Origin of the sequence: Streptomyces sp. NBC_01260 (assembly GCF_036226405.1) — a bacterium.
Classification (GTDB): Bacteria; Actinomycetota; Actinomycetes; order Streptomycetales; family Streptomycetaceae; genus Streptomyces; species Streptomyces laculatispora.
In genome coordinates this window covers 3,042,746-3,069,128 of record NZ_CP108464.1, presented here as the reverse complement: position 1 = coordinate 3,069,128, position 26,383 = coordinate 3,042,746, and the positions used below count along the sequence as shown (strand labels likewise).

Below are 26,383 nucleotides of genomic sequence, written 5' to 3'. Positions count from 1 at the left end.
GGGGCCTCTGGTGTGATCAAAGTGGCAATCAAACAGGCACGGACGGGCTAGCCAGGGGCCTGTTCCCGGGCCGGGCCGTCCCTGGCCCGCGGCAAGCCGTTACTGACTCGATACCAGCCCGATGATGCGGCCCCGCGCGATTCGCCGCATCTCGTCCGCCGTCACCACCCGCTCCTGGTCGGGGTCGTGGCCCAGCCGGGCCCGGATGCCCGCCAGGACGTGGTCGGGGTGCTCGGCGGGCCGGACACCGTCGAGGCAGATGACGAAGACATGGCCGAAGCGGCTCTCGTACGCGGCGTGCGCGGCGGCCAGCGCGAGGTGGGCGGAGGGTGCCGCGTCGGGCGGCAGCGCCGGGGAGACCTCGGCGGCGAGCGCCTCGGCGCGGTCGGTGAGGGAGAGGTCGTAGCCTGCCTCCTCGGCGGCGGCGAGCAGCGCGTCGAGGTCCGGGTAGGGGCGGTGGGCAGCCAGCCGCTGGGCCCAGCGGCGGCTGCCGAAGCAGTCCAGCAGGGCCGCCTCGACGTCGGCGGCGGCCGCGGCGTTGAAACGGCGCAGGCCGAAGCCGTGCGGAACGGTCCGGCCGGGTACGGGTCCGCAGCCCTGGAGAGGCACGGCGGTCCGTCCGGCGGGCCGGTGCGGTTGCTCAGGGAGGCCGGCGTGGGACTCGCTGGACCTGGACAGCGTGGGCTCCTCGAATCAGCGGCATCTGTGAACCTGGAGTGGAGAGGGATCGAAGAGACCAGGTGGATGCAGAGTGAAGGGAGAGACGAATGTGCCTCAAAGCTAGCGAGGCCGGGCAACGGCCGTCCGACGAATGCGCGAATTTCACCCGGACGGGAGAGTTTCGGGATGACTGATGGACGAAATAGCGAGGAGAATGCCCGGCTATCTCCTCACTTTTGCCCCCTTTTCCACTGAAAACCGGAGGTTTCTTACCGATGTCGCCCTCACGCGGCGCCCTCACGGCCGGAGCGGCCGTCACCGCGGCGGCCGCGGTGACGCTCACCGTCGTCCTGTGGCCCGACAGCTCCGACACCGCGCGCGAGGCCGGGGCCACGGCCTCGCCCCGGGCCTCGTCCGCCGCCCCCACGCCCTCCCCGACCCGGAGCTATCCGCTGTCGAGGACGCCCCGCACCATCCCCGCCGTACGCGAACACATCCCCGCCCACGGTCCCGGCTGGCGGCCGGGCAAGGGCAGCGCGGTGGTGATCGCCGACGGCAGCAAGGGGCTCGACGACGAGGGGCGGCTGCTCGCGGGCGAGCTGAAGATCGGCTACCGGGGTGAGACGCCGGCCCGGGCCGGCGATGTGGAACTGGCCCTGACCCCGACGGCCGGGGGCGGGCCCGAGTCGTACACCCTCAAGGCCCACGACGGCCGCGTCACCATCAGCGGGCCCGGCGAGGCGGGTGTCTTCTACGGGACCCGCACCCTCAAGCAGTCGGTGCGGGCCGACGGCGTCATGCCCGAGGGCGAGGTGCGCGACCGTCCCGACCGCCCGCAGCGCGGGTTCAACCTCGACATCGCGCGCAAGTTCTACAGCGTGGCCTGGATCGAGGACCGGCTGCGCGAGATGGCCGACCTCAAGCTCAACCAGTTCGGCCTGCACTTCTCCGACGACCAGGCCTTCCGTATCCAGTCCGACACCCACCCCGAAGTGGTCTCGCCCGAGCACCTGACCAAGGCACAGGTGCGGCAGATCGTCGCCCTGGCCGACCGGCTGCACATCCAGGTCGTGCCGGAGATCGACTCCCCGGGCCACCTCGGCGCGGTCCTGCGCGCCCACCCCGACCTCCAGCTGCACAATGTGTCGGGCGTGGCCTCGACCGGGTCGCTCGACATCTCCAAGCCCGGCGCGGCGAAACTCATCGACGAGCTCCTCGGCGAGTACACGGAGCTCTTCCGCGGTGCGTACTGGCATCTGGGCGCCGACGAGTACCGCGCGCTGATGGCGCAGGACCCCGCCGCCTCCTACCCCCAGCTGCAGAGCGCCGCCGTACGGAAGTACGGGCCGCAGGCCGGGATCGGCGACCTCGCCACCGGCTGGCTCAACGACCGCGCGGCGGTGGTCCGCCCGCACGGCAAACAGCCCAAGGCGTGGAACGACGGCCTCTTCCGCGACGGCATCGTCAAGGCGGACAAGAACATCGAGGTCGAGTACTGGACGGGCAAGGAGTACGGGGCCCGGTCGCCGGAGGAGTATCTGCGCGAGGGCCGCCGGGTGATGAACCTCAACGACGAGTTCCTCTATTACGTGCTCGGCCAGCCCAACAACTTCGTCTACCCCACCGGCAAGCGGATCTACGAGCAGTGGACCCCCCTCGTCCTGCGCGGCACCACCCCCGTCCCGGCGCGCTACTCAAGCCAGATCCTCGGTGGCCGGTTCGCCGTCTGGGGCGATCTGCCGCAGGCCCAGACCGCGGCCCAGGTGGCGCAGGGCGTCCGGATGCCGCTGCGGGCGACGTCCCAGAAGCTGTGGGACCCGGGGACGCCGAAGCTGAGCTGGGACGGTTTCCGGACACTGGCGGGGGAGATCGACAAGGGCTGAGCACCGCGCCGCGGCCGGCGTGCGGGGGCGGCCCCGGAATTGCTGTGGACAGGGCGTTGACCCGGGGCTATGTTCCGGATGCCGCGCGCTCTTGGGGAGGAGCGCGCGCCTTCTCTCGTCCGCGTCCGGATTCTCTTCGCGCCCACAACCCTGGGGGGTTGCTCCGTGCTGTGCTCCACCTGCCGTACGAGACCACCGGTCACCGGCGACGGGCGCTGCGCGCTCTGCGCGCAGCCGGCCGGACCGGCCGGGGCTCAGGCACCGTACGCCCCGGCCTTCACCGCTCCGCAGCAGTGGCTGCGTTCGCCCGACGGGCTCGCGAAGACCGTCGTCGTCCTGCTGGCGGTCGTCGTCGTGGCGGACCTGCTGGCGGTGGCCGCGGACGTCAACATCCGAAGCCTGCTGGGCAACGGTCCCGACAACGGCTTCGTGGCGATCGACGAAGCGGAGGCCGACCGCGCCGACATGTTCTACGCGGGCGCCGGCGTCCTGCAGTTCCTCGCGACCGTCGCCACCGCCGTCGCGTTCATCATGTGGTTCTGGCGGGTCCGGGCGAACGCCGGGATCTTCGACGCGAGCGTCCAGCCGATGCGGCCCGGCTGGGCCATCGGTGGCTGGTTCATGCCGGTCGCAGGACTGTGGCTGCCGCGCCGGATCGCGGGCGGGATCTGGGTCGCGAGTGCCCCGACCCACACCGACGGCACCTGGCGCAACGTCTCCCAGGTACCGGTGAACCTGTGGTGGGGTGCGTGGGTGGTCTCGCTGCTGTTCGGCCGGTACGCCTCCCGGCAGTACGACCGGGCCGAGATGCCGCAGGAGATCGCGAACGCCGCCTCGCAGATGGTGGTGTCCGATCTGCTCGACATCACGGCCGCGGTCTTCGCGGTCCTGTTCGTGCGCGAGCTGACCCGGATGCAGGGCGAGCGGGCCGCCCTCGGCATGTACCCGCTCAGCGCCCGGCCGTAGGCCGCGCCCGCGGGCCGGGGAACCGGCCGCCGACAGCAAGCGGTTTCGGCCTCACACAGTGACGATTTTCGGCCATTCGGCGCTGAACGCGGTACAGGAAGCGCTGCGTCCCCATGCGTCCCGGCATGGGGAGGGCCGACGGGAGACGCCGATGAGCCTGCTGGAACTGATCGCCGCCGCTGATGAGCGGGGACTGACCGCGAGCGGGGCCGCCTGCCTCGACCGCTGCCTGCCGCAGCCCGCCGAGGGGGCCGACCCCGACCCGCTGCGCCCGCTCTGGGCCGGCTGCGCGGACGGGGCGGCCTGGCCGGACCGGCTGGCCGAGGCACGTGCGGCGATGGACGCGCTGCCCGGCGCGGAGGCGGCCGTCCAGCGGATCCGGAAGCTGCTCGGCGAGGCGCCCGCGGACCGGGCGGGCGCGGAGCTGCGCGGCTGGGCGGACGCCTGCTCGGTGCTGGCCCTGGAGGTCCACCTCGGGCACGACGCCGAGCGCGCCGACCGGGCGGAGCTGGTGGGGCACTGCCGGGCGGGCGACCCGCAGGGGGCGGGACCGCTGCTGGCCGGGGAGACCGCGCGCCAGATCCGGATCCTGGAGATGCTGGCGGAGATCGCGGACAAGGCCCCCGCCGGAGCCGGGCTGCGCCAGGTGCTGGACGTGTCGGCCGAGGGGCAGCGCGTGCTGCGCGCGGCGGTCTCGCGACGCGCACGCGTCCGGGGCTGAGGCGGAGCGGTCCCGGCGTGGGCCGGCGCACCCGGGAACGGGAACGCGAGGCCGGCTCCCGCGCGGCCGCCGCCACGGAGCGCGGTACCCGGCGAAATCCGCCGGGTACCGCGCTCCTTCAGGTGGTTTCGGCCCGCGGGGCCACTGCGCAGGCGTCAGCTACTTCTGTACGCCCACTACTTCTGTACGCCCACCGCGCGGACGATCTCCTGCTTGACCGAGCCGCCCCGGTCGTCGGTGGCCGAGGCCCGCACGGAGACGTACCGCGCGTCCTTCGGCACCCGCACAGAGCCGGCCCAGGCGGCGGACTTGCCGCGTACGCCGTCGAGTTCGACGGATGTCCACGTCGCGCCGTCGTCGAAGGAGACCTCCAGCGTGGAGCCGGTGATCTTCCCGGTGTCCGTGGCGCCCTTGACGTACTCGGAGTAGATCCCGAGATCCAGCCGCTTTCCGGCCCGCACATCACCGTGCAGGTCGGTGTCGACGTCGAACCCGAGGTTGAGCATCGGCAGATACGTCCACCGGTCGGCCGGCGTGGCGGACGACTTGAAGGTCCATTCGGAGTGGCCCTTCGTGGAGAGCCGCCAGACGTCCGGGTCCATCGTGGTGTCGGTGACCACCTTGAAGTCCTGCTCGGTCGGCTTGACGCGCCAGGCGTGCACTCCCGAGCTTTTCCTCCGGTCGACCTGCACCCCGTCCACGTACACCTCGGTGAACTGGGTCAGCGACTTCTGGTTGAACACTTCGCCGAAGCCGGTGTGGTCCGGTCCCGAGTCGCCCCAGCCCGGCGTGTTGAACTCCAGGTCGTTGCCCGCGCGACGCTGGCCCCAGCCGAGACCGGTACCCAGCCACGGGTGCAGGACCGGCTTGAACCAGTCGGTCCCGGAGCGCGTGCCGCCGCGATAGTGCACGACGCCGCTGCGCTCCTCCAGGGTGCCCGGGCCGCTGGACATGGACTCGTGCCAGCCCTGGTCGGGGCCGGCGCTGATGTAGTCGGTGCGCTCCGCGGGGAACCTGATCTTCTCCTGGAAGCCCATGCCGTAGGGGAAGCTGCCGGTGATCGAGTAGCGGAACTCGCCGCCGTCGGCGGGAATCGCCGCGTGGAACTTGTTGTTGACCACCGCCAGTTCGCTCTTGCCCGGCCGGTATGTCAGATCAGCGGGGATCGCCCCCGGGTATCCCTTGCTGAGGTCGTAGACAAACGGCGTGAACTGGGTACCGGTCAGTTCCACGCCCCGGCCGAGCCGAGCGGCCTCGATCAGGCGCGCGCCATCCTGCGCGTTCACCGTCGCGATGTACAGGGGACGAGTCTCCCCGTCGGCCGCGCTGAAGTTGGCCATCAGCCGTCCGGGAGCCTCGTCGGTGACGAACAGAGCCTTGGCGCCCGCATCCCGTGCGTTCTGGGCCAGCTCGGTGGTCGTGATCGCGTCGGTGCGACGCACGACGACCGCTTTGCCCACCACGTCCTTGCCGGCGTAGTCGGCGGTGGATCCGGCGCCCGCGTCCACCAGGTCCATCCGCTTCTGCCCGGTGAACATGTCCGATCCGTACTGCACGGCCGTCTCGCCGAGCCGCTTGCCGCCTGCTTCGACATCGAGTTGCGGCTTGCCGAGCCGCCAGACGGTCCGGTACTCGAAGGTGCCCGTGGCGGGCTTGCGGGTCGGCGCGGCGAAGATGCTGTCGTACTTCGGCGGGACCTGCACGGCCGGCGCGAAGGACTCGCCGTTCGCGGACCGGTTGAACTTCATGATCAGCTGACGGGTCTCGGTCCGCCGGTCCACCTCGGCCCGGATCTCCCGCAACTTCGTCCCGTCGAGGGTGACTTCGCGGTCACGGTCCATGGTGACCTCGGGCTCGGTGAGCAGACCGAGGCCGAGCGAGTCCTTGCCCTTGCTGCCGTGCACGTCGAGGAAGCTGGACAGGGTGTACATGCCCGGCTTCACGCGCAGCTTGAGCGTGCCGGATTCGCCGACCGAGGCCGGGATGACCGACGTGTCCTTGGCCAGCTGCTTTACAGCCACGTATGCGGCGGATGGGGCACCGTCGCGGTCCTTGACGTGGACGGTGAGGGTGTAGCGCTCCTGCTCCTTGGTCAGGCCGAAGGCCGTGTGCGCGACCACTGTGTCGCCGTCCTTGGCGACGATCCGGCCGGAGGTGGCGCCGACGGGCGCGGCGGTGCCGTCACCGGTGACCGTGGTCTGCGCGGTGCCGTGTGCGGGCACGGTGAGGGTGGAGTCGGCGAGGGTGACCACGCCGGCGGGAGCGCCCTCAGCGGTCAGCGCCAGGGTGACCGGCCGGTCGGAGGCGTTGGTGTAGGTCAGCGTCCTGGTGACCGGCTTGTTCGCCTCGTACGGCCAGCCGATGAAGCCGAGGTCGGCGCTGCCGGTCGCGGTGATCTGCGCGGCGATGGCGGACGGGACGTCCACGCGGCCCGCACCGACCTCGTACGACGTGCCGCTGATCTGCTTGGACGTGCTCATCAGCCCGTCCTTGAGCTGCTGCCCGTTCCAGTCCGGGTGCTTCTCGGCGAGCAGCGCCGCCACGCCCGCGACGTGCGGGGTCGCCATGGACGTACCGCTCATCGATGTGTACGGGCCGCTGCCGCTCACGAGCTGCGAACGGGCCGCGAGGATGTCCACGCCCGGCGCGGACAGGTCGGGCTTCAGCGCGTTGTCGCCGAAACGCGGACCCTGGCTGGAGAAGTACGCAAGCCGGTCGGCGGAGTCGACCGCGCCGATCGTCAGCGCGGAGTCGGCTGCGCCGGGGGAGCCGATGCTGCCGGGGGAGCCGGCGTTGCCTGCCGCGATCACGAACAGGGCGCCCGTGTCCTTGGAAAGGGTGTTCACCGCCTGGGCCATCGGGTCGGTGCCGTCACTGCCCTGCGACGATCCGAGGCTCATGGAGACGATCTTGGCCTGGACGTCCTTGGCCGCCCACTCCATACCGGCGATGATCTGCGACTCGGTGCCGGAACCCTTGTCGCTGAGGACCTTGCCGACGGCGAGCGTGGCGCCGGGCGCGACGCCCTTCTCCTTGCCGTCGGAGGCCGCACCGCTGCCACCCACGGTGGACGAGACGTGCGTGCCGTGGCCGTTCCGGTCGGCGACCTCCTGGCCGTCGATGAAGCTCTTGGTCTCGCTCACCCGGTCCTTGAGATCGGGATGGGTCAGGTCCACCCCTGTGTCGAGGACGGCGACCTTGACACCCTTGCCGGTCAGCCCGGCCTCCCAGGCCGCGGGGGTGCCGATCTGGGCGTTACTGGACTCCATCGCGGCGTCGACGCGGGCGTCCAGCCAGATCTTCTCGACCCCGCCCGCCAGCCGAGTGGGTGCTGAAGTTGTTCTGGCGGCCGCGGAGTTGGCGTCCGGCGCGACCGTGCGCCAGAACGCCCCGGACTTCGACGCCTCCAGGGCCGCACCGCCCACACTCGGCAGACCGCGGACCTGGCGCGCTCCGCGGGGCGTCGCGCCCCGGGCGTTCTTGGTGTACGTCACGATGAGCGGCAGACCGTCGGAGGACGAGTCGCCGAGTCCCTGCTCGATCAGAGCGGTGACGTCGAAGAGCTCGGCGTCGAGGACGCCCGCCTGCAGGTAGGGCCGGGCCTCGTCGGGTACGACGGTGATCCGCCCGTCGGATATATCGCTGTGCACCGCTCCGGTCGCGCCCGCGGGGCGCTCCACGGCGACCGACTTCCGGCCCGCGCCGAGGTCGGTCACGGTCACGCGGTCACCGGTGATGAGGGTGACGGTTCGCGCGGTCGTGGGTGCGTGCACGGGCGACGCGGCACGGTCGGTGCCCGTTGTCGCCCCCATTGCCCCGGCTGCGACGGCCTGTCCGGCCGGCAGCAGTACGAGCGACAGCCCGGCTGCCAGGAGCCGGGACCGCCGTCTCGCGGATGCTCTGGTCATGGATGTCTCTCCTCCGCGCACCCGGTGAATGGGTGGTCCGGGCGCTGCGAGGAATTTCCCCCACGTCAACTTGCCTGACACCGTGCCGTGTTGGCGGCTGGCCCGCATGGCGGGAATCCGTCAGCAGCGGTCGCGGAGCACGGACTCGCCTTGCGTACCCCCGGGGAAGCCGGAGGGCTCCCCGGGGCGCACCGGGTGCCGTCGGCCGGCTGGAGCTTCCAGACGCCCTTGATGTACGGATTCTTCGGCTCGAAGCCGTCCAGGAAGATCTCGTGTGGGCTCCGGCTCCGGCTCGGGCTCCGGCTCGGGCTCTATCGGCGGGGGCGGCGGGGCCGGCCGCGAGCCCGGCGCCACTGACGGCAACCCGCGTACGGGTCCCGGCCGAGGCGAGCGTGTAGCGCCCGCCACCGGGTGCGCCGGTGGTCACATTGCCGTAGAAGGCGACATTGGAATTGTCCCGGCAGTCCTTCTTCTTTTCATCGTTCTTGTCGTCGTCGTTCTTGCCGCCGGAGCTTCCGCCCGAGCCGCTGTCCGATCCGCCGGTGCCCTTTTCCGTGCAGCTCCGCATGATGCCCCAGGGGGCCATGACCTGATCATGCCGAGGTACTCGACCGTCGACTGGCCGCTGTTCCGGCGCCACGTGCTCACGTTCGGGATCGACGGGATCGCGTCCCGGCGAAATCGTTCGCGCGTCCAGAGGGGTTTCACCGCCCGCTGTTCCGCCGGAAGTTCGAACCAGGCCCGGCTGGCACCGGCGCTGCTTTGCCGTCCGGGCGGAGGCGCTCGTCTGCCTGCTCCTGACCGCGGTTGGTCACGCGTTGGCGGCGTGACCAACCGCAGGGCCGGCTACCGCGGGCTGTCCGGCTGGAGGTGGGCGCCGTCGGCGAGCGCCTCCCTGACCTCGTCCCGCAGCAGCCGCACGTACTCCCGTGTCCACGTCTCGACCGTCGCCCGGTCCCACAGGTCGGCCGAGTACTCCACGGCGCCCTCCAGAACGTCTCCGGCCGGGGTCAGCACCATGATGAACTCCGACCGGGACGCGGCCGGGGCGATCTCCGCCACCGTGGTGGTGATTCCCGGCAGTTCGATCCCGGTGTCCAGCGAACTCTCGTAGGCCAGGCCGATGGCCAGGCCGTCCGGCATGTCGACGCCCCTGCGCTCCCGCATCGCCGGTGCTACCCGGCGCGGCGGCATGGCGTGCTCCATGCCCAGGACCGTCGTACGGGTGACCCGCTCCATCAGCGCCGCGAAGGAACCGGCGCGCGCGTCACGGACCCGCAGGGCGAGCGCGATGGCCGTGCAGCCCACCAGGGACTCGAACTCGCGGCTCTCCCGACCGGCGTAGGAGACACTCATCACCACGTCCTCCTGCTCCGCCTTCGCGGCCAGCAGCCGGCCGAGCGCCGCCGCGGTCACCACGAAGGGCGTGGTCGCCCGCCGGACAGCCAGCCGTTCCACATCGGCCCGGACCTCGGCGGGCACGGTGAACTCGATGACTCCGCCCCGCCCGCTGAGTGTGTCGGGCCGCGGCCGGTCCAGCGGCAGATCCACCGTGAAGGGGGAGTCGGCGAGTTCCTCCAGCCAGTAGTCCGTGCGGCGCTCACGGGTCGCCGCCTCGTGGGCGACCTGCCAGTGCGCGTACTCCACCTGCTGCGGCGCCGCGGATGACAGACCGTGTCCGGTTCCGGTGGCAGCCGTACGGTAGAGCGCGGCGAGTTCCTTCAGCAGCGTGGTCAGGGCCCACCCGTCGCAGGTGCAGTGGTGCATCACGAGCAGCAGTACCCACTCCTCGGCACCGGTGCGCAGCAGGCGGGTGGAGAGCACGTCCCCCTCGAAGAGGTCGAGCGGTGTCTCCGTCGCCTGCTCGGCGAGCCGTCGCACCTGGGCCTGCCGTTCCGGCTCCGGCCGTGAGGTGAGGTCGTCCACGGGCAGGTCGACGGGGCGGGGTTCGAGCACTTCCTGTCGCCAGGAGCTGAGGCCCTCGCGTACCAGGCGGGTGCGCAGCGCTTCATGACGTTCTGTCAGTTGCTGGAGTGCGGTGCGCAGCGATGCGGGGTCCAGTCGGCCGGAGAAGGTGATCCGCAGGGCGACGTTGAAGACCTGCGGCTTGGCGTGGCGGGAGTGCACGGAGGCGAAGCGCGCCTGCTGATGGCTGGCCGGGCCCGTGCGGACGACCCTTCTCGATCCGGCGCCGTGCACGAACTCCGTCATGGCGCGCAGCGTGGGCTCCTGGTAGAGGCGCGAAAGCGGGTACTCGATGCCCCACGCCTCTCTTATCCGGTTGACCAGCCTCATCGCGGTGAGCGAATGTCCGCCCAGGTCGAAGAGGGAGACGTCCGGATCGATGCCTGACGCGGTGAGGTCGAACTCGGCCGCCCAGAGATCACGAAGTCCGTTCTCCAGTGCGGTGAGGGGTTCGGCCTCCGGCGGCGGGCCGTCGGCCCGGCGGGCCCCCTCTCCGTCCGCCGGGAGGAAGGGATCGGCCGCCGGGAGCTTCGTCCGGTCCACCTTCCCGTTACCGGTCAGCGGCAGTTCGGTGAGGACCCGCCAGACGCGCGGCACCATGTACTCCGGCAGGTGGAGGTTCAGCTCTTCGGCCCACCGGTCCGTGCGGGACCGTTGCTCCGCCGTACTGTCCCAGCCCGGCTCGGTGGGTACCACATAGGCGGACAGGAAGGCCTCGCCGTTCGCACGGCGCAGGCCCACGACGGCCGCCCGGCTGACACCGTCGAGACGGCCCAGGACCTGTGCCACCTCCTCCGGCTCGACCCGGAATCCGCGGATCTTCACCTGGTCGTCGGTGCGGCCCACGAACACGAGTCGCCCGTCCGCCGTCCAGCGGACCAGATCACCCGTGCGGTAGCAGCGGGTCTCCGTCCCGCCCTCCGGCCCGGCCGCGAACCTCTCCTCGGTGAGGTCCGGCCGGTGCAGATAGCCTGCGGCCACCCCCGGACCACCGACGAAGAGCTCCCCCACCGCACCGATGGGCACCGGCTTGTCCGACGCGTCCACCACGCGCACGGTGACGTTGTCGGCCGGACGCCCGATCGCGATCACGTCCGCTCCCTCGTCCGGGACGGGCCCGTCGGCCCTGGGCGGGACCGTACCGACGACGCACAGCACGGTCGTCTCGGTCGGGCCGTAGATGTTCAGCGTCTCGTAGGGGGCCTCGGGCCTGGGGTGGCTCCGGAGCGCCTCGCCGCCCAGCAGCAGATGGCGCAGCGGGGGCTGATCGGCTGCCGGCAGGCGCAGCACCTGTTCGCCCAGGGCCGTCGGCAGGACGCTGAAGGCGATGTCCTGGTCCGCGTACCACCGGGCCAGGGCGAGCGGATCGCGGCGGACCGGCTCACCGGCCACGACGATCGTGCCGCCCGCCGTCAGCGCCGGCCAGATCTCCAGGAGGGAGGCGTCGAAGCTCTGGCTGCACACGACGGCACTCCGGTCGTCGCCGGTGAACGCGAAGCGTTCGTGGTGCCACTGGCAGAGGTCCACGAGGCCGCGGTGTGTGAGCACGACACCCTTGGGCGTGCCGGTGCTGCCCGAGGTGTAGATGACGGAGCACGCGGAGGAAGGGGACGAGCCCCCGGTGCCTGACCCGGGGCCTCCCGCCGGGGCGGCGTCCGGCGCGACGACGGTCACCGATCCGGGCAGCCGCAGCTCCACCGGTCCGTCCGCGCCGCTGATCACCGTGCGGGCGCCGCTCTCGGCGATCACCTGCGTGGCGCGGACGGCACCGAGCGACGGGTCGAGCGGCACATACGCGCAACCGGCCCGCAGCACGGCGAGCAGCGCCACGACGAGCTCCGCGGAGCGTGGCAGCCACACCGCCACCAGGGGTTCCTGGTCATCGTCCGCCCGGCGTTCCGCGAGCACGGCGGCGAGTCGGCCGGCGCGCTCGTCCAGCTCCCGGTAGGTCAGTACGGCGTCCTCGCCCACCACCGCGGTCCGCGCGGGGTGCTCTGCGGCCTGCCGGGCGACCCAGTCGTGCACGGTGGTGTCCGCGACCGGCCGGACCGGGCCGTGTTCCCAGCTCTCCGGCACCTCGTCACCCTCGACCGCCGTGCGCGCGAGCAGGGACAGCGGTGTGCCGGGCTTGCCGACGGCGGCGGCCAGGAGATCGCGGAAGACCGTGAAGAACATGTCGACGGTGCTCGGCTCGAACAGGTCGGAGTTGTACTCCAGATGACAGCGAACGCCCTCCGGCCCGTCGGTGAAGTAGACCGTCAGGTCGGTCAGCGCCTTGTCGGGGCCCGCGTCCAGCGCGACTGCCTCGATGCCGGGGAGGTCGAGGCGGAACGGCTCCGCCGACTGGAACTCGGCGCACACCTGGAACACCGGCGTGCGGTCCGTCCTGCGGGGCGGAGCGAGCACGCGCACCACCTTCTCGAACGGGGTCCCCGCGTGGTCGTAGGCGTCGAGCGCGACGGTACGCACCCGGTCCAGCAGCGTCGCGAACCCGGGATCGCCGGTGAGGTCGACCCGCAGAGCGAGGGTGTTGACGAAGAAGCCGATCAGCTCCTCGGCCCGCTGCGGCCGGTCGGAGACCGGGACGCCGATGACGATGTCCTCCTGCCCCGTGACCCGTTGCAGCATCGCCGCCCAGCCGGCCACCAGGGTCATGAACAGGGTGGCGCGGTGGCCGCGGCTCAGCTGCCTGACCTGTTCGGACAGGCCGGGGTCGAGGGAGCGGAAGACAGCGCGGCCCTCGGAGGTCATCTCCGTCGGCCGGGGGCGGTCGGTGGGCAGTTCGAGGACCGGCAGGTCTCCGCCGAGCACGCGCCGCCAGTGGGCCAGGTCCCGCGCGGTGTCAGGGCTGTCCGCCGCCGCGCGCTGTTCCCGTGCGTGCTCGGCGTAGCTCCAGGTCAGTGCGGGCAGACCGGCCTCCGTGCCGTCGCGCTCCGCCCGGTAGAAGGCGGAGAGGTCCCGGCACAGGACGGTCGCCGAGGCCGCGTCGACCACGATGTGGTGGAAGGACAGGACCAGCACGTGCTCGTCGGCCGCGGTACGCACGACCCGGCTGACGAACAGCGGGCCGTTCTCCAGGTCGAAGCGGCGGGCGCTCTCCGTCGCCAGTGCCTCCCGCACGGCGGCCTCGGCCCGGAGGGTGCCGTCCACCACGGCGAAGTCGGGCTCGGCGGCCTCCCGCACCAGCTGGACCGCCGAATCGCCGGCCTGCCGGAAGACGGTGCGCAGCCCTTCGTGGCGGGCGACGAGCCGACGCAGCGCGGTGTGCAGCGCCTCGGTGTCGAGCGCACCGCGCAGCCGGATCGCCTTCACCTCGTTGTAGGCGGTGCGTCCCGGGAGCAGGCGTTCCAGGAACCAGATCCGCTCCTGGCCCGGGGACAGGGGCGCGCCCGGATCGGGTGCCCGTCGCTCCCGGTGCCGGCGGCGGAGGGCGTCCAGCCGGGGGAGACCGGCGCGCAGCTGGTCCGCACAGACGCCGAAGTCGACCAGCGCGACGATCTCGTCCGCGCCCGCGTCGACCACCGCCTCGGCCACGGGCAGGACGGTGTCCACAGATCCGATCAGGGCCCGTTGGTCGCAGTAGCGGCCGTAGGCGCGCCGGAAGACCACGTCCAGGTCGTCCTCGCTGAGCGATCTCAGGTCGGTGGTGACTCCGAGACTGTTGGTGACGCCGCTGAACAGGGACAGGGAGGCCTGCATGTAGCGGGCCATCGGCGCGAAGGCCTCGGCCCGGGCGGTGTCGTGGTCCTCGGAGAGATAGGTGTGCAGCAGGACGGCGACCCGCCCGGCGTCCGGGTCGAGGCCGTGCCGCGCCCGTGCCCGGCGGTAGCGGGCGATGTTGTCCCTGAGCTGGTCGATGTCCTGGGTCATCAGGTTGGTCACGATGCCCAGGTCGTGCGCGGCGGCCTGTTCGTAGGACTCCGGGTTGGCGACCACCGCCGTGTAGAGCGGCGGCATCGTCTGGACGGGGCGCGGGAAGAGCCGGATCTCCCGTTCGCCGTCCCCGGTGGTGCGGCGCAGCGTCTCGCCCCGCCAGAGGCTCCGCACCTGTTCCAGCCGGTCGTACATCTCCTGCTTGTGCGGCCCGAAGCGCTCGGGGAAGAAGACGAAGTCGTTGGCGTTCCACCCGCTCGCGACACCGAGGCCGACGCGTCCGCCGGAGAGGTTGTCCGCCATGGACCACTCCTCCGCCACCCGGATCGGGTCGTGCAGCGGGAGCACGACCGAGCCGGCGTTGAGGCGGATGCGCCGGGTCTCCCGGGACAGTGCCGCGGCCAGGACGGCGGGGTTCGGGAAGAGGCCGCCGAACGAGTTGAAGTGCCGTTCGGGCATCCACAGCGCCTCGAACCCGTGGTGGTCGGCGAACCGGGCCGCCTCCATGAGCAGTTCGTAGCGGCCCTCCTTCGGACCGGGTCCGTCGTCCGGGTAGTCGCCGAAGAAGTAGAGGCTGAAGTCCGCGCGGCGCGGCGTCGCGGGCGCCGCGGAAACCGGGGCGGCCACGGGAACGGGAGGCGCATCGGTCACCGCTTCGACGACGGCTTCGGCCATCGGGACCGGCAGGGCCGCCGCCGGTGTGACGCCTGCCGGTGTGACGTCTGCCCGGCCGGGAGCGGGCCTCCGGGACGGGGCTTTGCCGGTGCGGAAGAAGCCGGCCTTCCGCAGGTCCCTCAGCGACCCCCGCACGGCGTCGGCCACGTGCTCGATGTCACCGTCGGTGTGGGCCGTGGAGAGGAAGAAGTTGCGCCACTCCCACACATGCACGCCCCGCAGCATCAGATGGTAGTAGAGGAGCTCCATGTCGGCGCGGTGCTCGAAGCGGAACTGGGAGCCGAACCAGCCCATCCGCAGGGGGAATTCCTCGGCCTCGAAGAAGTCGTTGAGCCCGGTGGCCAGTTCGGTCGTCCGGGCGTTGAGCCGTTCCTGAAGGTGCGGACTGTGTTCCTTCAGATGAGTGAGTACGGCGTGCGCCGCGGTCATCGACACGGGATGCTGCAGGTAGGTGCCGCCGAAGAAGGTGGTGTCGGCGGTCGGACCGCTGTCGTCCCCGTAGGTCCAGTGGCCGCCGTCGATCCCGTCCATGATGTCGGAGCGGCCGGCGACCGCGCCGATGGGGAATCCGCCGCCGAGGAGCTTGCCGTAGGTGGCGAGATCCGGCGTGACGCCGTAGAGGTCCTGCGCGCCACGGAGAGCGGGACGGAATCCGGTCAGCATCTCGTCGAACATCAGCACGATGCCGTGACGGGCGGTCAGTTCGCGCAGCCTGCGGACGAACGCGGCAGGCTGGAGCGAGGGATGCCTGCTCTGCACGGGTTCGACGATGACCACCGCGATCCGCGCCGCGTCCCGTTCGATCGCCTGGAGGGCCTCCTCACTGCCGTATTCGAGGACGGTCAGTTCGCCGACGGCACTGTGCGGGATGCCCCGGGAGACGGGCACGGTCCCCTCCTGAGCACCGCGGCCGGCCGGCCGGCCCAGCACCTGGTCGGCATGACCGTGGTAGGAGCCCTGGAACGTGACGATCCGGTCGTGGCCGGTGGCGGCACGGGCGAGACGGATCGCCCCCGCGTTGGCCTCCGTACCGGAGTTGGCGAAGGCCACCCGTTCCAGCCCGGTCAGTTCGCACAGCAGCTCGGCGGCACCGCCCGTCTCGACACTGCGGGGGCCGAGCCGGATGCCCCGGGAGAGGTGTTCGCGTACGGCTTCCCGGACGAAGCCGGGCTCGTGGCCGAAGAGGAGCACCCCGAAGCCCATGGTGATGTCGGTATAGCTGTTGCCGTCGATGTCCTCGATCCGTGCGCCGTCCGCGCGACGGGCCGCTACGGGATAGAGCATCTCCTTGGTCGACTTGCGGAATCCGACGACCGCTCTGCTGTCGGCGAGTCTGCGGCGGTGGCGCTGAGCGAGTTGCCTGGAGGCCGCTGTACGGGCCGTGTACCGGCGTACCAGGTCGTCGAGATGCTCTTGCTGAGTGCGGGGTGAGGTGGAGCGGACCATGCCGGCATCGGGGGCGATCACCACGCGCGGCCCGTGTGCCTGGGGCTGTTGCGCGCTGTCTGCCATGGCTTGCCCGGCGTCGCTCTGCCCGGCGTCGATCTGTTCGGTGATGCGCCGGGCGAGTCCGGCCATGGCGGCCAGGTCCCGGTCCAGGGTGGCCGTGAGGCTCTCCTGCTCGTTCACCGGACCACCTCGTCGTCCGGCAGGGCCGCCGCCGAGTTGCTCTGGAGTGCGAGCAGCTGGGAGAGCTGGGTGAGCATCTGGAGCTGGATCTGTGACAGCTGCTGGACCCGTTGGCCCAGGTCCAGCAGCTCCTGCCGGGTGACGAAACCGGCGTCCGCGGCGGCGTGCGGGACAGGCGGTGCCCCGCCGGTCGACGCGGTGGGGACAGGCGGTACGCCGGGGGAGGGCGGTGCGGTGCTCTGCGCGGGTATCGGCGCGTGGGCGAACGGCGGGGGGACGGAGGGCTGCGCTGCGGCCGGCAGGGGGGCGGCCCCGGGCTGCCGGGGCAGCCGCGCAGCGACGAGTTCGGCGAGGAGCCGGGGCGTTCCCGTCTCGTCGAACAGCTCACGCATCGTGATTCTGACGTGGTGCTCCTGTTCGATCTCCCGGAGCACATTGATCATGAGGAGCGAGTCCGCACCGAGATCGAAGAACGGGGTGTCGGCCGGGACCGAGGTGAGGTCCTCTCCGAAGGCTCCGGACAGCACACCGAGAATGCTGTCCAGCAAACGTCTGGTCTCCGTCGCTTCTGACGTCATGGTGCGTTCCTCTCGTGCCGGGGAAATGGGTCCGCGGGGCCCGGGCAGGGCCCCGACCCAGTGGTGTCGGTGCTGGAAGCGGTAGCCGGGCAGCGGGACGCGCCGCCCTGCGGTGCCGGCCAGGAACGTCTCCCAGCGGACATCGGCTCCCGCGCAGTGCAGAGCCGCCGCAGCGCCGAAGAGCGCCGTGAGTCCGGTGCCCCGGTGCAGGGAGGGAGTCGCCCGCACCGCCGGCAGGGAGCGGCGGGCCAGGCTGCTGAGTGTGGTGTGCGGCCCGATCTCCAGGAGCACGTCGGGCCGTTCACCGGCGACGGCACGCAGCGACGCGTCGTAGCGCACCGGCTCGCGGGTGTGGCGGACCAGATGCTCCGGGTCCGGCATCCAGCCGGGCTCACGGGTCCGGCCGTCGAGAGAGCTGATGAAGCGGGTCCGTACCGGTGTGAAGGGGGTCTTCGCCAGTACCACTGCGAACGCGTCGAGCATCGGCTCCGTAGCGGCGGTGTGGAAGGCCCGGTCCACCGCGAGGCGTTCGTACGGGGTGCCCCGGTCATCGAGCGCGGCGCACATCCGGTCCACGCCCGCGACGGGACCGGCCAGCACCTGGGAGCGTTCCCCGTTGGTCACGGCGAGCTCCAGCCCGGGGTGCGAGGCGGCGAGCTCCACGGCGGACTCCCGCTCCAGCGCCACCGCCACCATGGCGCCCGGCGCGCAGTGGTCCCGCATCAACCGGCCCCGGTGCGCGCTGAGTTCCAGGCCGTCCGCGAGCGACAGCGCCCCGGCCGCGAAGAGCGCCGCGTACTCACCGACGCTGTGGCCTGTCACGGCCCAAGGTCTGATGCCCGACTCGTCCCACAGCCGGACCAGGGCGCACTGCAGGGCGAACAGGGCCGGCTGCGCGGTCGCGGTCGGCCAGACAGCCCCCGGTGTGCCCGCCCCCTCGGTGAGGAGTCCGGTCAGCATCGGTTCACCGGTGAGCCGGCGATGCCACTCCTCGCAGGCGTCGAGGACCTCACGCACGACGGGAAACCGTTCGTACAGGGCCGCCACCGCTCCGGGGCGCAGCGAACCCTGGCCGGTGAACTGGAACACCACCCGGGTGGGCGCGTCCCCCGGCGGCACGGGCCCCGCGGCGGTCGCGAGCGGTGCGGGGCCGGAGAGCCAGGCGTCGAGAGCATCGGCCAGCGCGGACGGTGTGCTTGCCCGGACCGCGATCCGGTGCCGGCCGTGCGAGCGCCCGAGTGCGGTGGTCGTGACGAGATCCGCCATGGGCAGAGCGGTCCGCCTGCGGAGCACGTCGCGCAGGGAGCGTGCGTTGTCGGCGAGGGCTTCCCGGCTCGTCGCGGAGACCAGAAGCACGTCGGGCGGGGCGGCGGTGGCGGAACGCGGCCCGGGTTCAGGTGCTTCCTCAAGGATCAGGTGGACGTTGGTGCCGCCGATCCCGAGCGAGGTGACACCCGCCCGCCGGGGGGTGCCGTTCTCGGGCCACGGCTGGAGGGCGCGGGGTGCGTAGAACGGGCTGTCCTCCAGCCCGAGCAGCGGATTGGGATCGCTGAAGCCCCCGATCGGGGGGATCACACCGTGTTTGAGCACCAGCAGGGCCTTGACGAGACCGGCCAGTCCGGACGCCACGTCGAGGTGCCCGATGTTGGTCTTGACGGCTCCGAGAGCGCAGTAGCCGGTCCGGTCCGTGTCCTGCCGGTACGCCGCGCCCGCCCCTTCCAGCTCGATGGGATCGCCCTTGAGGGTGCCGGTGCCGTGGGTCTCCAGATACCCGATGGTGTCCGCCCCGACGCCCGCGTGGTCCAGCGCCCGGCGTACGGCTTCCTGCTGGCCCCGCGCACTGGGCGCCGCGAACGCCTGCTTGCCGGCGCCGTCGTTGCAGACGCCCCAGCCACGGATGACGCCGTGCACGGTGTCGCCGTCCGCGAGCGCACGGGCCAGCCGCTTCAGTACGACGGCCACGACACCGGTGCCTCCGACGGTCCCGTTCGCGGCCGCGTCGAACGCCCGGAGCCGGCCGGTCCTGGAGAGGATCGAGCCCTTGACGTAGTGGTAGCCGAGGACCTGCGGGACATGGACGGCGCTGGCGCCGGCCAGCGCGATGTCGCATTCGTCCAGCAGCAGGGACTGGGCGGCCAGGTGCACACCCACCAGCGAACTGGAGCAGGCCGTCTGTACGTTGACGGCGGGGCCGGTGAGACCGAGCCGGTAGGCGACCCGGGTCGCGTTGAAGTCGGTGTAGTTGCCCACCAGGACCTGCATGCCGGCCAGCCAGTCGGCGATGTCCTCGTTCGGCAGGACGTTGTTGAGCAGATAGGACTGCATGTTGTACAGGTGGTAGCCGGTGCTGGCATAGACCCCGATCCGCTTTCCGTCCCGCTCGTCGGGGTAGCCGGCGTTCTCCAGGGCGTGCTGCGCGCACTCCAGGAACAGGCGGTGCTGGGGGTCGGTCAGGCTGGCCTCGCGGGCGCTCATCCCGAAGTGCCGGGCATCGAACCCGGTGATGTCGTCCAGGACGGCCGAGGCCCCGATGAAGTCGTCGCGCCGGTACAGCTCCTCGGGGACTCCCGCGGCCTTCAGTTCGTCCTTCGTGAAACGGGTGAAGCGGTCCTCGCCCTCGCGGATGACGCGCCACAGGTCCTCCGGCGTGTCGGCCCCCGGCAGCCGGAAGGACATCCCGACCACGGCGATGCGCGGGTCCTGCCCGCCGCCGCCCATCAGCCGCGCTCTTCGTGCAGGGTGCCGCCGCCGGGCTGTCGCACCTGGTCGGGCCCGGCCGGGGAACGGCGCAGTACGAGCAGCGCCAGCAGGGCGAGGCACAGGACGATGGCGAGGCCGTGCAGGGAGGCCACCACCTGGAACGGGGAGAAGGCCTCCAGCAGCGATCCGCTGATCAGCATCCCCAGTCCGAAGCCGGCGTTCTCGGCCGAGGCGGAGAGCCCGAAGAGGCGTCCGCGCTGCTCGTCGGGGACCATCTGGAGCCGTGAGACGTAGACGACCTCGGTGACTCCGTCCGCCGCTCCGGCGACGAGTGCTGTGGCGAGCGTCGGTACCGTGGGCAGCCCGCTGAACACGACGATGAACGCTCCTGACATGACGCAGGCGGTGGCAGCGAAGGCCCGCTCGCCCAAGGTGCGCCCGGTCCGGCGGTTGTGCCGGGCCAGCACCTGCTGGGCGATGATGGTGCCGACCGCCCAGGTGGCCCAGAACTGGCTGATGAAGGTGGCCGGATGACCGGGGTCCAGCAGGCTGGAGTAGACGGGCAGCGCGACATTGTGCGAGGAGGATCCCAGCCCGTCGACGGCCCGCACGGCGATCATCGCCATCAGCACCGGCGCGCCGGCCCACAGCAACCGGACGGAACGGTGACCGGCGCTCGGCGTGCCGTCCTCGGCGCCCTCGGGCCCCTCGGACCGGGCCCTCGTGCGGATCGGCAGCGCCAGCAGTACCGACGCGGAGACCAGGAACGTGACCGCGTCCAGGACGAACGCCGCCGTGTACCCGAGCTGCGCCACCACCACACCCGCCGAGGAGAAGCCCGCGATCATGGCGAGGGAACGGCCGGTGACCAGCAGACCGTTGGCGCGGGTCCGGTGCTCGGCCCCCACGATCTCCGGGATGCTGCTGCGCAGGGCGACCTGCGAGAGCGTCGAGCAGCCCCCGGTGACCACGGCCAGGCAGTACAGCAAGGAGATCCGGCCGGCCTCCGGTGCCAGCAGCAGCGCCAGGAGCGCCAGTGCCTGGCCGAGGTCGGCGCCGACGATCAGACGTTTGCGGTCGTACGCCGAGACGAGGCGCCCGCTCACGAACCCCGCCCCCACACTCGTCCCCAGCCGTACCGCCATGAAGAGCCCCGCGGCCAGGGCGCTCCCGGTGACGTCGTAGACGAAGACGTTCAGCGCGACCATGTTCAGATAACTGCCGTACGCGGAAACTCCGTTACCGAGAACGAGCAGCCGGAAATGCTTCATGCACACCCTTTCGGAACCACGAGGGGGCCAGGCGCCCGATCGCCCGCCGCCTCAGCCTCATGCGCTGGACCGGTCTGCCAACACCCCACCCCCCTCGTGGAGTTCACTGGCCACACATGTACCTGCCAATCCCGTCAGCCTTGCCCGCCTGTCACTGGCTTCACACCAGGCCGTCGGCATTTCCGGGCTCCAATCGATCCGGGAGGCGGGAGAGGACGGTGGGAATGGCTGCCGACGTCCGGCATCACTCTCCGGGGCAGGCGATCCCCCCATGCGGAAGGCGTCGGGTCGAGGGGCTCGCGAGCCGGTTTCGGGGGCGGCGCGGCGGGTCGGCCGGGCGAGGCCCGGATGAACCGGCCGGCGCGTTGGGCACGTGGTCGGCCACGCGTCCCAGGGCCGGGGGTACGGCCACTGAGGGTGCCGGGCCTGGTCGTATCCACGAAATGAGATGAGAGCGATGGTCGCCGTGGACGAACCAGGAGCGGCTCCCGCCGTCTACGGTCGGGCGAATGAGCGAACTGCATGACATCGGGAGTTGGCTGCGGGAGCGGCTGCCGGGGCTATTGGCCGAACACGGTGTGCCGGGGGCTGCCGTGGCCGTCGGCGCGGGCACGGAGGTGGTCGAAGCGGCGGCCGGGGTGCTGAGCACGGCGACGGGGGTGGAGGCGACGGTCGACTCGGTGTTCCAGATCGGGTCGATCACCAAAGTGCTCACCGCGACGCTGGTGATGCAGCTGGTCGGCGAGGGCAGAGTGGCTCTCGACGCCCCGGTCCGGACCTACCTTCCCGGGTTCCGGGAGGCGACCGTACGCCAGCTGCTGTGCCACACCTCCGGTTTCGAAGGTGATGTCTTCACCGACACCGGCAAGGGCGACGACTGTCTGGCCGCGTACGTGGACCTCCTGGCGGAGGTGCCGCAGCTCTTCGAGCCCGGGGCGATGTTCTCGTACAACAACGCGGGCTACTGCGTGCTGGGACGCATCGTCGAGCTTGTGCGGGGCAAGCCCTTCGACGCGTGCATGCGGGATCACCTGTTCACGCCGCTGGGCATGACGCACGCGGCGAACGACCCGTACGAAGCGATCGTCCACCGTGCGGCGGTGGGCCATATCGGCGGGAAACCGTCCGCGGTCTGGGCGATGGCCCGCTCGAACGCCCCGGCGGGCTCGATGCTCGCGATGACCCCTCGCGATCTGCTGGCCTTCGCCCGGATGCACCTCGCGGACGACGCTCTCCGCGCCATGCTGCAGCCGCAGGTCGTGCTGCCGGACATCGGCTGGGGCACGGCCTGGGGTCTGGGCTGGGAGCTCTACGATCTGCCGGGTGGCCTGGTCTTCGGCCATGACGGCAACACCATCGGACAGTCCGCGGTCCTGCGCGTCGTTCCCGGCCGTGGCCTGGCGGTGGCGGTCCTCACCAACGGCGGTGATCCCAAGCCGCTGAGGGAGGAGATCCTCGGCCGGGTCCTGGAACTGCCCGGTGAGCCGGTTCCGGATCCGGCGGTCCGCCTGAACGCGCGGCGCTGCGTGGGCACTTATCTGTCGAGTACGGGCGAGACCACGGTGGATGAGGACGAGCAGGGCAGGCTCTGGCTCGACCATGTTCCCCTCGGTGTCACGGCGGAGCTCGGCGACGAGAGCTACCGGACGGAGCTGGTCGCCTGGCGTGGCGATTCCCTCCTCCCCGTCGAGTCCGGCCATGGACCGGTGGCGTTCCTGGGGGACGACGGCGAAGGGCGTGCGCGCTACCTGCACACGGGCCGCGCCGACGTTCGTTCGTCCCGACGAACCCAGGGCTGAACACTCGCCGTCCCGGACGAACATCACATGCGCCGCGGCCCTCAATATCGGCGAATGGATGTGCGCAAGAGTTTGACGCTCCGGGACCTGTCGGTCGAGATCCGGCGTGGCGACCGTGTCGTCAGGCCCGTCGCGAACGTCAGCCTTGAGCTGGAACGCGGCGAGACCCTGGGGATCGTCGGAGAGACCGGTTCCGGCAAGTCGATGACCGGTCTCGCGATCATGGGAATGCTTCCCTCCGGTGGCCGGGTGACCAGCGGGTCGATCGATTTCGCCGGCCGGGATCTGCTCGCGATGGAGCCGAGGCACTATCGCGGCAACGAGATCGCCATGATCTTTCAGGACTCGCTGACCTCGCTGAACCCGACCAAGAAGATCGTCGAGCAGGTGGCCGAACCCGTCCGCCTGCATCGCAAGGAGTCCAGGCGTGCCGCCCGGGTCCACGCCCTGGAGATGCTCGCCCGGGTCGGTGTTCACCGGGACGGCTACCCGCACCAGTTCTCGGGCGGCCAGCGTCAGCGCGTGATGATCGCCATGGCGCTGGTCTGCGAGCCCGAGGTCGTCATCGCGGACGAACCCACCACGGCCCTCGATGTGACGGTCCAGGCCGAGATCCTCGATCTCCTCGACGACCTGCGGGCCCAGCGCGGCATGTCGATGATCCTGATCACCCACGACATGGGGGTGATCGCCCAGCGGGCCGACCGGGTCGGGGTGATGTACGGCGGCAGAGTCGCCGAGTCCGCATCCACGGCGGACATCTTCGGCAGGACCCGGCACCGCTACACCCAGGCTCTGCTGTCCTCGATCCCCACCCTGGGCCAGGACAAGGGCGAGGAGCTGTTCAGCATCCCGGGTTCGCCGCCCGACCTGGCCAAGCCGGAGCCCGGCTGCCCGTTCGCGCCGCGCTGCGACGCGGCCACGGACCGGTGCCGCGAGGAGCAGCCGCCCTTCGTCGACTCCTACGCCTGCTGGCACCCGGTCACCGGTCCGGCAGAAGGCAGCACGCGGGGACGGTTCCCGTCGAAGGAGGGAAAGGCGAGCGAGGAGAGCGGCGAGACGCTCCTGCGCGTCGTCGACCTGGTCCGCGAGCACCCCGCGGGCCGCCGCACCGTCAAGGCGGTCTCCGGTGTGAGCTTCGAGGTGGCGGCCGGAGAGACCTTCGGCCTGGTCGGCGAGTCCGGCTGCGGAAAGTCGAGCCTGGGCCGGCTGCTCGTCGGCCTGGACCGCCCCGACAGCGGCGAGGTCCTCTTCGAAGGGGAACGGCTCGTCCGGCCGCGCAAGGCCGTACAGATGATGTTCCAGGACTCCGGCGCGGCCCTCGACCCGAGGATGCGTGTCGGCCGCATCCTTCGCGAACCCCTGGTCATCCAGGGTGTTGGTGACCGGCCGGAGCGGGTGCGGCGGCTCCTCGACGACGTCGGTCTCCCTGAGGGCGTACTCGACCGGTACCCCTACGAACTCTCCGGCGGCCAGCGTCAGCGCGTCGGCCTGGCACGCGCCCTCGCCCTGGAACCGCAGGTCCTGATCGCCGACGAACCGGTCAGCGCCCTGGATGTCTCCATCCGCTCCCAGATCCTCAACCTCATGCGCCGGATCCAGCTGGAGCGCGGCCTCAGCAGTGTGGTCATCTCGCACGATCTCGCGGTCGTGCGCTACCTCGCCGACCGTGTCGGTGTCATGTACCTCGGCAAGCTCGTCGAGACCGGTACGACCGACGAGGTGTACGGCGCCCCCGCCCATCCCTACACGGCGGGCCTGCTGGCAGCCGTCCCCGAGGGCGAACGCGCCGGGGCGGGCGTGCGCGGCGAACCGCCCAGCCCCGTCGATCCGCCCAGCGGCTGCCGCTTCCGCACCCGCTGTGCGCTGAGTACGGACAAGTGCGCCCAGGTCGAACCGCCACTCACACCGCTCACCCGCACCCAGAGCGCCGGTGCCCAACTGGTGGCCTGCCACTACCCGCTGCAAGGGAACCACAATGGCTAGATATCTGCTCCACCGCCTGGTGGTCTCGGTTCTCGTCCTGCTCGGGATATCGGTGGTCGTGTTCCTGCTGCTGCACCTGGTCTCCGCCAGTCCGGGCCGGATCGTGCTCGGCCAGCGGGCCTCGCCCCAGGCGGTGGCGGCCTTCAACCACGACCACGGCTTCGACCGCTCGCTGATCGCGCAGTACCTGAGCTATCTGGGCCAGCTGCTCCACGGCGATCTGGGCCGCTCCTACACGCTGAACGAGAACGTCTCCACCCTGCTCGCCCAGAACTCCGGCCGCAGCGCGATGCTGTCCCTGGCCGGTCTGGTCCTCGCACTGATCGTCGCGGTTCCGCTCGGCATCCTCCAGGCGGTACGACGCAACAGCATCGCCGACCGGGCGGCCACGGCCTCTTCGTACGTCCTCTACGCCATGCCGTCGTTCCTGCTCGGCCTGGTGCTGATCGCGGTGTTCAGCCAGACGCTGCAGATCTTCCCGGCCGAGGCGTCCCAGTCGCATTCACCCTGGGTGGTCTTCACCGATCCACGGGCCATGGCACTGCCCGTCATCACCCTGGCCTGCGGAAGCGTCACCGTTTTCGCGCAGTATCAGCGCTCCTCGGCGCTGGATCAGCTCGGCCAGGACTACATCCGGGTCGCGCGGGCCAAAGGCCTGCCGGAACGCCTGGTCCTGCTTCGCCATCTGCTCCGCAACGCCTGCCTGCCGCTGATCACGCTGGTCGGCACACTGGTCCCCACCCTGCTCGCCGGGAACCTCATCGTGGAGTCGCTCTTCAACTACCCGGGCCTCGGCCTCCTCTTCCTGAACAGCCTGCAACGCGAGGACTATCCCCTTCTCCTCGCCTACACGCTCATCGGCGGCTTCCTGACCGTGGCCGGCAGCTTCATCGCCGACCTCCTGGTCGCAGCCGCCGACCGCCGAATCGAGTTGAGAAAATGAGGCGGCATCCGCTCGCGCTCGCCGGTGGCCTGCTCCTGGTGTTCATCGCCGGGTTCTGCTTCCTCGGCCCACTGATCCACCCGACCAACCAGACCGATGTGGACCTGGTCAACGCGGCCCTGCCGCCAGGCAACGGCCATCTGCTCGGCACCGACACCAACGGCTTCGACGTACTCGGCCGGCTGATGACCGGGGGCCGGCTGTCGCTGGAGATCGGCCTGCTGGCCGCGCTCTTCTCGACCACGATCGGCACGGTCTACGGTGCGGTCGCCGGGCTCGCCGGAGGCGTGGTCGACGGTTTCCTGATGCGCCTGGTCGATGTGATGCTGTCGATCCCGTTCCTGTTCGTCGTGCTGATCCTCTCGGCACGGTACGCGGCGAACGCGGTCTCCCTCAGCCTCGTCATCGGGGGCTTCTCCTGGCTCCTCTCGGCCCGGCTGATCCGCGGCGAGGTACTGGCGCTGCGCGTCAGGGAGTTCATCCTGTCGGCGAAGGTCATGGGCGCTTCACGGCGGCGGATCATCCTCACCCACCTGATCCCCAACGCCCTCGGCGTGATCATCATCAACGCCACGTTCCAGGTGGCCGACGCGATCATCGTCGTCTCCGCGCTGGGCTTCCTGGGCTTCGGGATGACCTACCCCACAGCGGACTGGGGCAGCCAGCTCGCCGACGGGGCCAGCTATCTCTCGGCCGGCTACTCATGGCTGGTCTATCCCGTGGGCGCCTGCATCGTCCTCACGGTCCTCGCCCTGAACCTGCTCGCGGACGCGCTCAGGGACGCCATCGGGCGGCCGACTTCACCTACGAGTCAGAACTGAGGGAG

At 71.1% G+C, this 26,383-nt stretch carries 12 protein-coding genes; 7 read left to right on the top strand and 5 right to left on the bottom strand.

All coding sequences use genetic code 11. The features are described from left to right. Positions 1 to 99 precede the first annotated feature (99 nt). On the bottom strand, positions 100 to 609 hold the full coding sequence (locus OG322_RS13175) for a 2-oxo-4-hydroxy-4-carboxy-5-ureidoimidazoline decarboxylase (RefSeq protein WP_124284839.1): 510 nt from the start codon (positions 607 to 609) through the stop codon (positions 100 to 102). 326 nt (positions 610 to 935) lie between these two features. Between OG322_RS13175 and OG322_RS13170 the strand changes: the two genes are divergently transcribed. The 3 genes from OG322_RS13170 to OG322_RS13160 all read left to right on the top strand — a co-directional run bounded on the left by OG322_RS13170 (position 936) and on the right by OG322_RS13160 (position 4,230). Continuing rightward, the gene (locus OG322_RS13170) at positions 936 to 2,543 is read left to right on the top strand and encodes a beta-N-acetylhexosaminidase (RefSeq protein WP_266411149.1); all 1,608 of its coding nucleotides are present in this window, start codon (positions 936 to 938) and stop codon (positions 2,541 to 2,543) included. Between the two features lie 165 nt (positions 2,544 to 2,708). Beyond that, a complete protein-coding gene (locus tag OG322_RS13165) occupies positions 2,709 to 3,509 on the top strand; it encodes a DUF4328 domain-containing protein (protein WP_241200110.1) in 801 nt (266 codons plus the stop codon). A gap of 151 nt (positions 3,510 to 3,660) precedes the next feature. Continuing rightward, positions 3,661 to 4,230, top strand: coding sequence for a hypothetical protein (locus OG322_RS13160; protein WP_329306439.1), 570 nt, complete (start codon positions 3,661 to 3,663; stop codon positions 4,228 to 4,230). A 176-nt stretch (positions 4,231 to 4,406) separates the two neighbouring features. Here OG322_RS13160 and OG322_RS13155 read toward each other — a convergent pair whose 3' ends face one another. The 4 genes from OG322_RS13155 to OG322_RS13140 form a co-directional block, all read right to left on the bottom strand. Beyond that, on the bottom strand, positions 4,407 to 8,138 hold the full coding sequence (locus OG322_RS13155) for a S8 family serine peptidase (protein ID WP_329306438.1): 3,732 nt from the start codon (positions 8,136 to 8,138) through the stop codon (positions 4,407 to 4,409). An 846-nt stretch (positions 8,139 to 8,984) separates the two neighbouring features. After that, positions 8,985 to 16,280, bottom strand: coding sequence for a MupA/Atu3671 family FMN-dependent luciferase-like monooxygenase (locus OG322_RS13150; RefSeq protein WP_329306437.1), 7,296 nt, complete (start codon positions 16,278 to 16,280; stop codon positions 8,985 to 8,987). Beyond that, positions 16,277 to 19,576 (bottom strand): type I polyketide synthase, encoded by a 3,300-nt coding sequence (locus OG322_RS13145; protein ID WP_329306436.1) that lies wholly within the window; start codon positions 19,574 to 19,576, stop codon positions 16,277 to 16,279. Before OG322_RS13145 ends, OG322_RS13150 begins: the two co-directional genes overlap by 4 nt. Continuing rightward, positions 19,576 to 20,829: an MFS transporter gene (locus OG322_RS13140; RefSeq protein ID WP_124284845.1), complete on the bottom strand. Its 1,254-nt coding sequence runs from the start codon at positions 20,827 to 20,829 to the stop codon at positions 19,576 to 19,578. Before OG322_RS13140 ends, OG322_RS13145 begins: the two co-directional genes overlap by 1 nt. Before the next feature lie 509 nt (positions 20,830 to 21,338). On the opposite strand from OG322_RS13140, the gene OG322_RS13135 reads away from it, so the two are divergent. Genes OG322_RS13135 through OG322_RS13120 form a run of 4 tightly spaced genes read left to right on the top strand, consistent with a single transcriptional unit; the run spans position 21,339 to position 26,378 of the window. Then, positions 21,339 to 22,628 (top strand): serine hydrolase domain-containing protein, encoded by a 1,290-nt coding sequence (locus OG322_RS13135; protein ID WP_266411143.1) that lies wholly within the window; start codon positions 21,339 to 21,341, stop codon positions 22,626 to 22,628. A gap of 54 nt (positions 22,629 to 22,682) precedes the next feature. Continuing rightward, positions 22,683 to 24,614, top strand: a complete 1,932-nt coding sequence (locus tag OG322_RS13130) for a dipeptide ABC transporter ATP-binding protein (protein WP_266411142.1) — start codon at positions 22,683 to 22,685, stop codon at positions 24,612 to 24,614. Continuing rightward, the gene (locus tag OG322_RS13125) at positions 24,607 to 25,557 is read left to right on the top strand and encodes an ABC transporter permease (protein WP_124284848.1); all 951 of its coding nucleotides are present in this window, start codon (positions 24,607 to 24,609) and stop codon (positions 25,555 to 25,557) included. The genes OG322_RS13130 and OG322_RS13125 overlap by 8 nt, the downstream gene beginning before the upstream one ends. After that, positions 25,554 to 26,378 (top strand): ABC transporter permease, encoded by an 825-nt coding sequence (locus tag OG322_RS13120; RefSeq protein ID WP_124284849.1) that lies wholly within the window; start codon positions 25,554 to 25,556, stop codon positions 26,376 to 26,378. Before OG322_RS13125 ends, OG322_RS13120 begins: the two co-directional genes overlap by 4 nt. The last annotated feature ends 5 nt before the right edge of the window (positions 26,379 to 26,383 follow it).

Bases quoted from the DNA above. Each gene is read 5' to 3' on its own strand.
- OG322_RS13140 (WP_124284845.1), bottom strand. From the start codon at position 20,829: ATGAAGCATTTCCGGCTGCTCGTTCTCGGTAACGGAGTTTCCGCGTAC.
- OG322_RS13160 (WP_329306439.1), top strand. From the start codon at position 3,661: ATGAGCCTGCTGGAACTGATCGCCGCCGCTGATGAGCGGGGACTGACC.
- OG322_RS13130 (WP_266411142.1), top strand. From the start codon at position 22,683: ATGGATGTGCGCAAGAGTTTGACGCTCCGGGACCTGTCGGTCGAGATC.
- OG322_RS13135 (WP_266411143.1), top strand. From the start codon at position 21,339: ATGAGCGAACTGCATGACATCGGGAGTTGGCTGCGGGAGCGGCTGCCG.
- OG322_RS13125 (WP_124284848.1), top strand. From the start codon at position 24,607: ATGGCTAGATATCTGCTCCACCGCCTGGTGGTCTCGGTTCTCGTCCTG.
- OG322_RS13145 (WP_329306436.1), bottom strand. From the start codon at position 19,576: ATGGGCGGCGGCGGGCAGGACCCGCGCATCGCCGTGGTCGGGATGTCC.
- OG322_RS13170 (WP_266411149.1), top strand. From the start codon at position 936: ATGTCGCCCTCACGCGGCGCCCTCACGGCCGGAGCGGCCGTCACCGCG.
- OG322_RS13155 (WP_329306438.1), bottom strand. From the start codon at position 8,138: ATGACCAGAGCATCCGCGAGACGGCGGTCCCGGCTCCTGGCAGCCGGG.
- OG322_RS13120 (WP_124284849.1), top strand. From the start codon at position 25,554: ATGAGGCGGCATCCGCTCGCGCTCGCCGGTGGCCTGCTCCTGGTGTTC.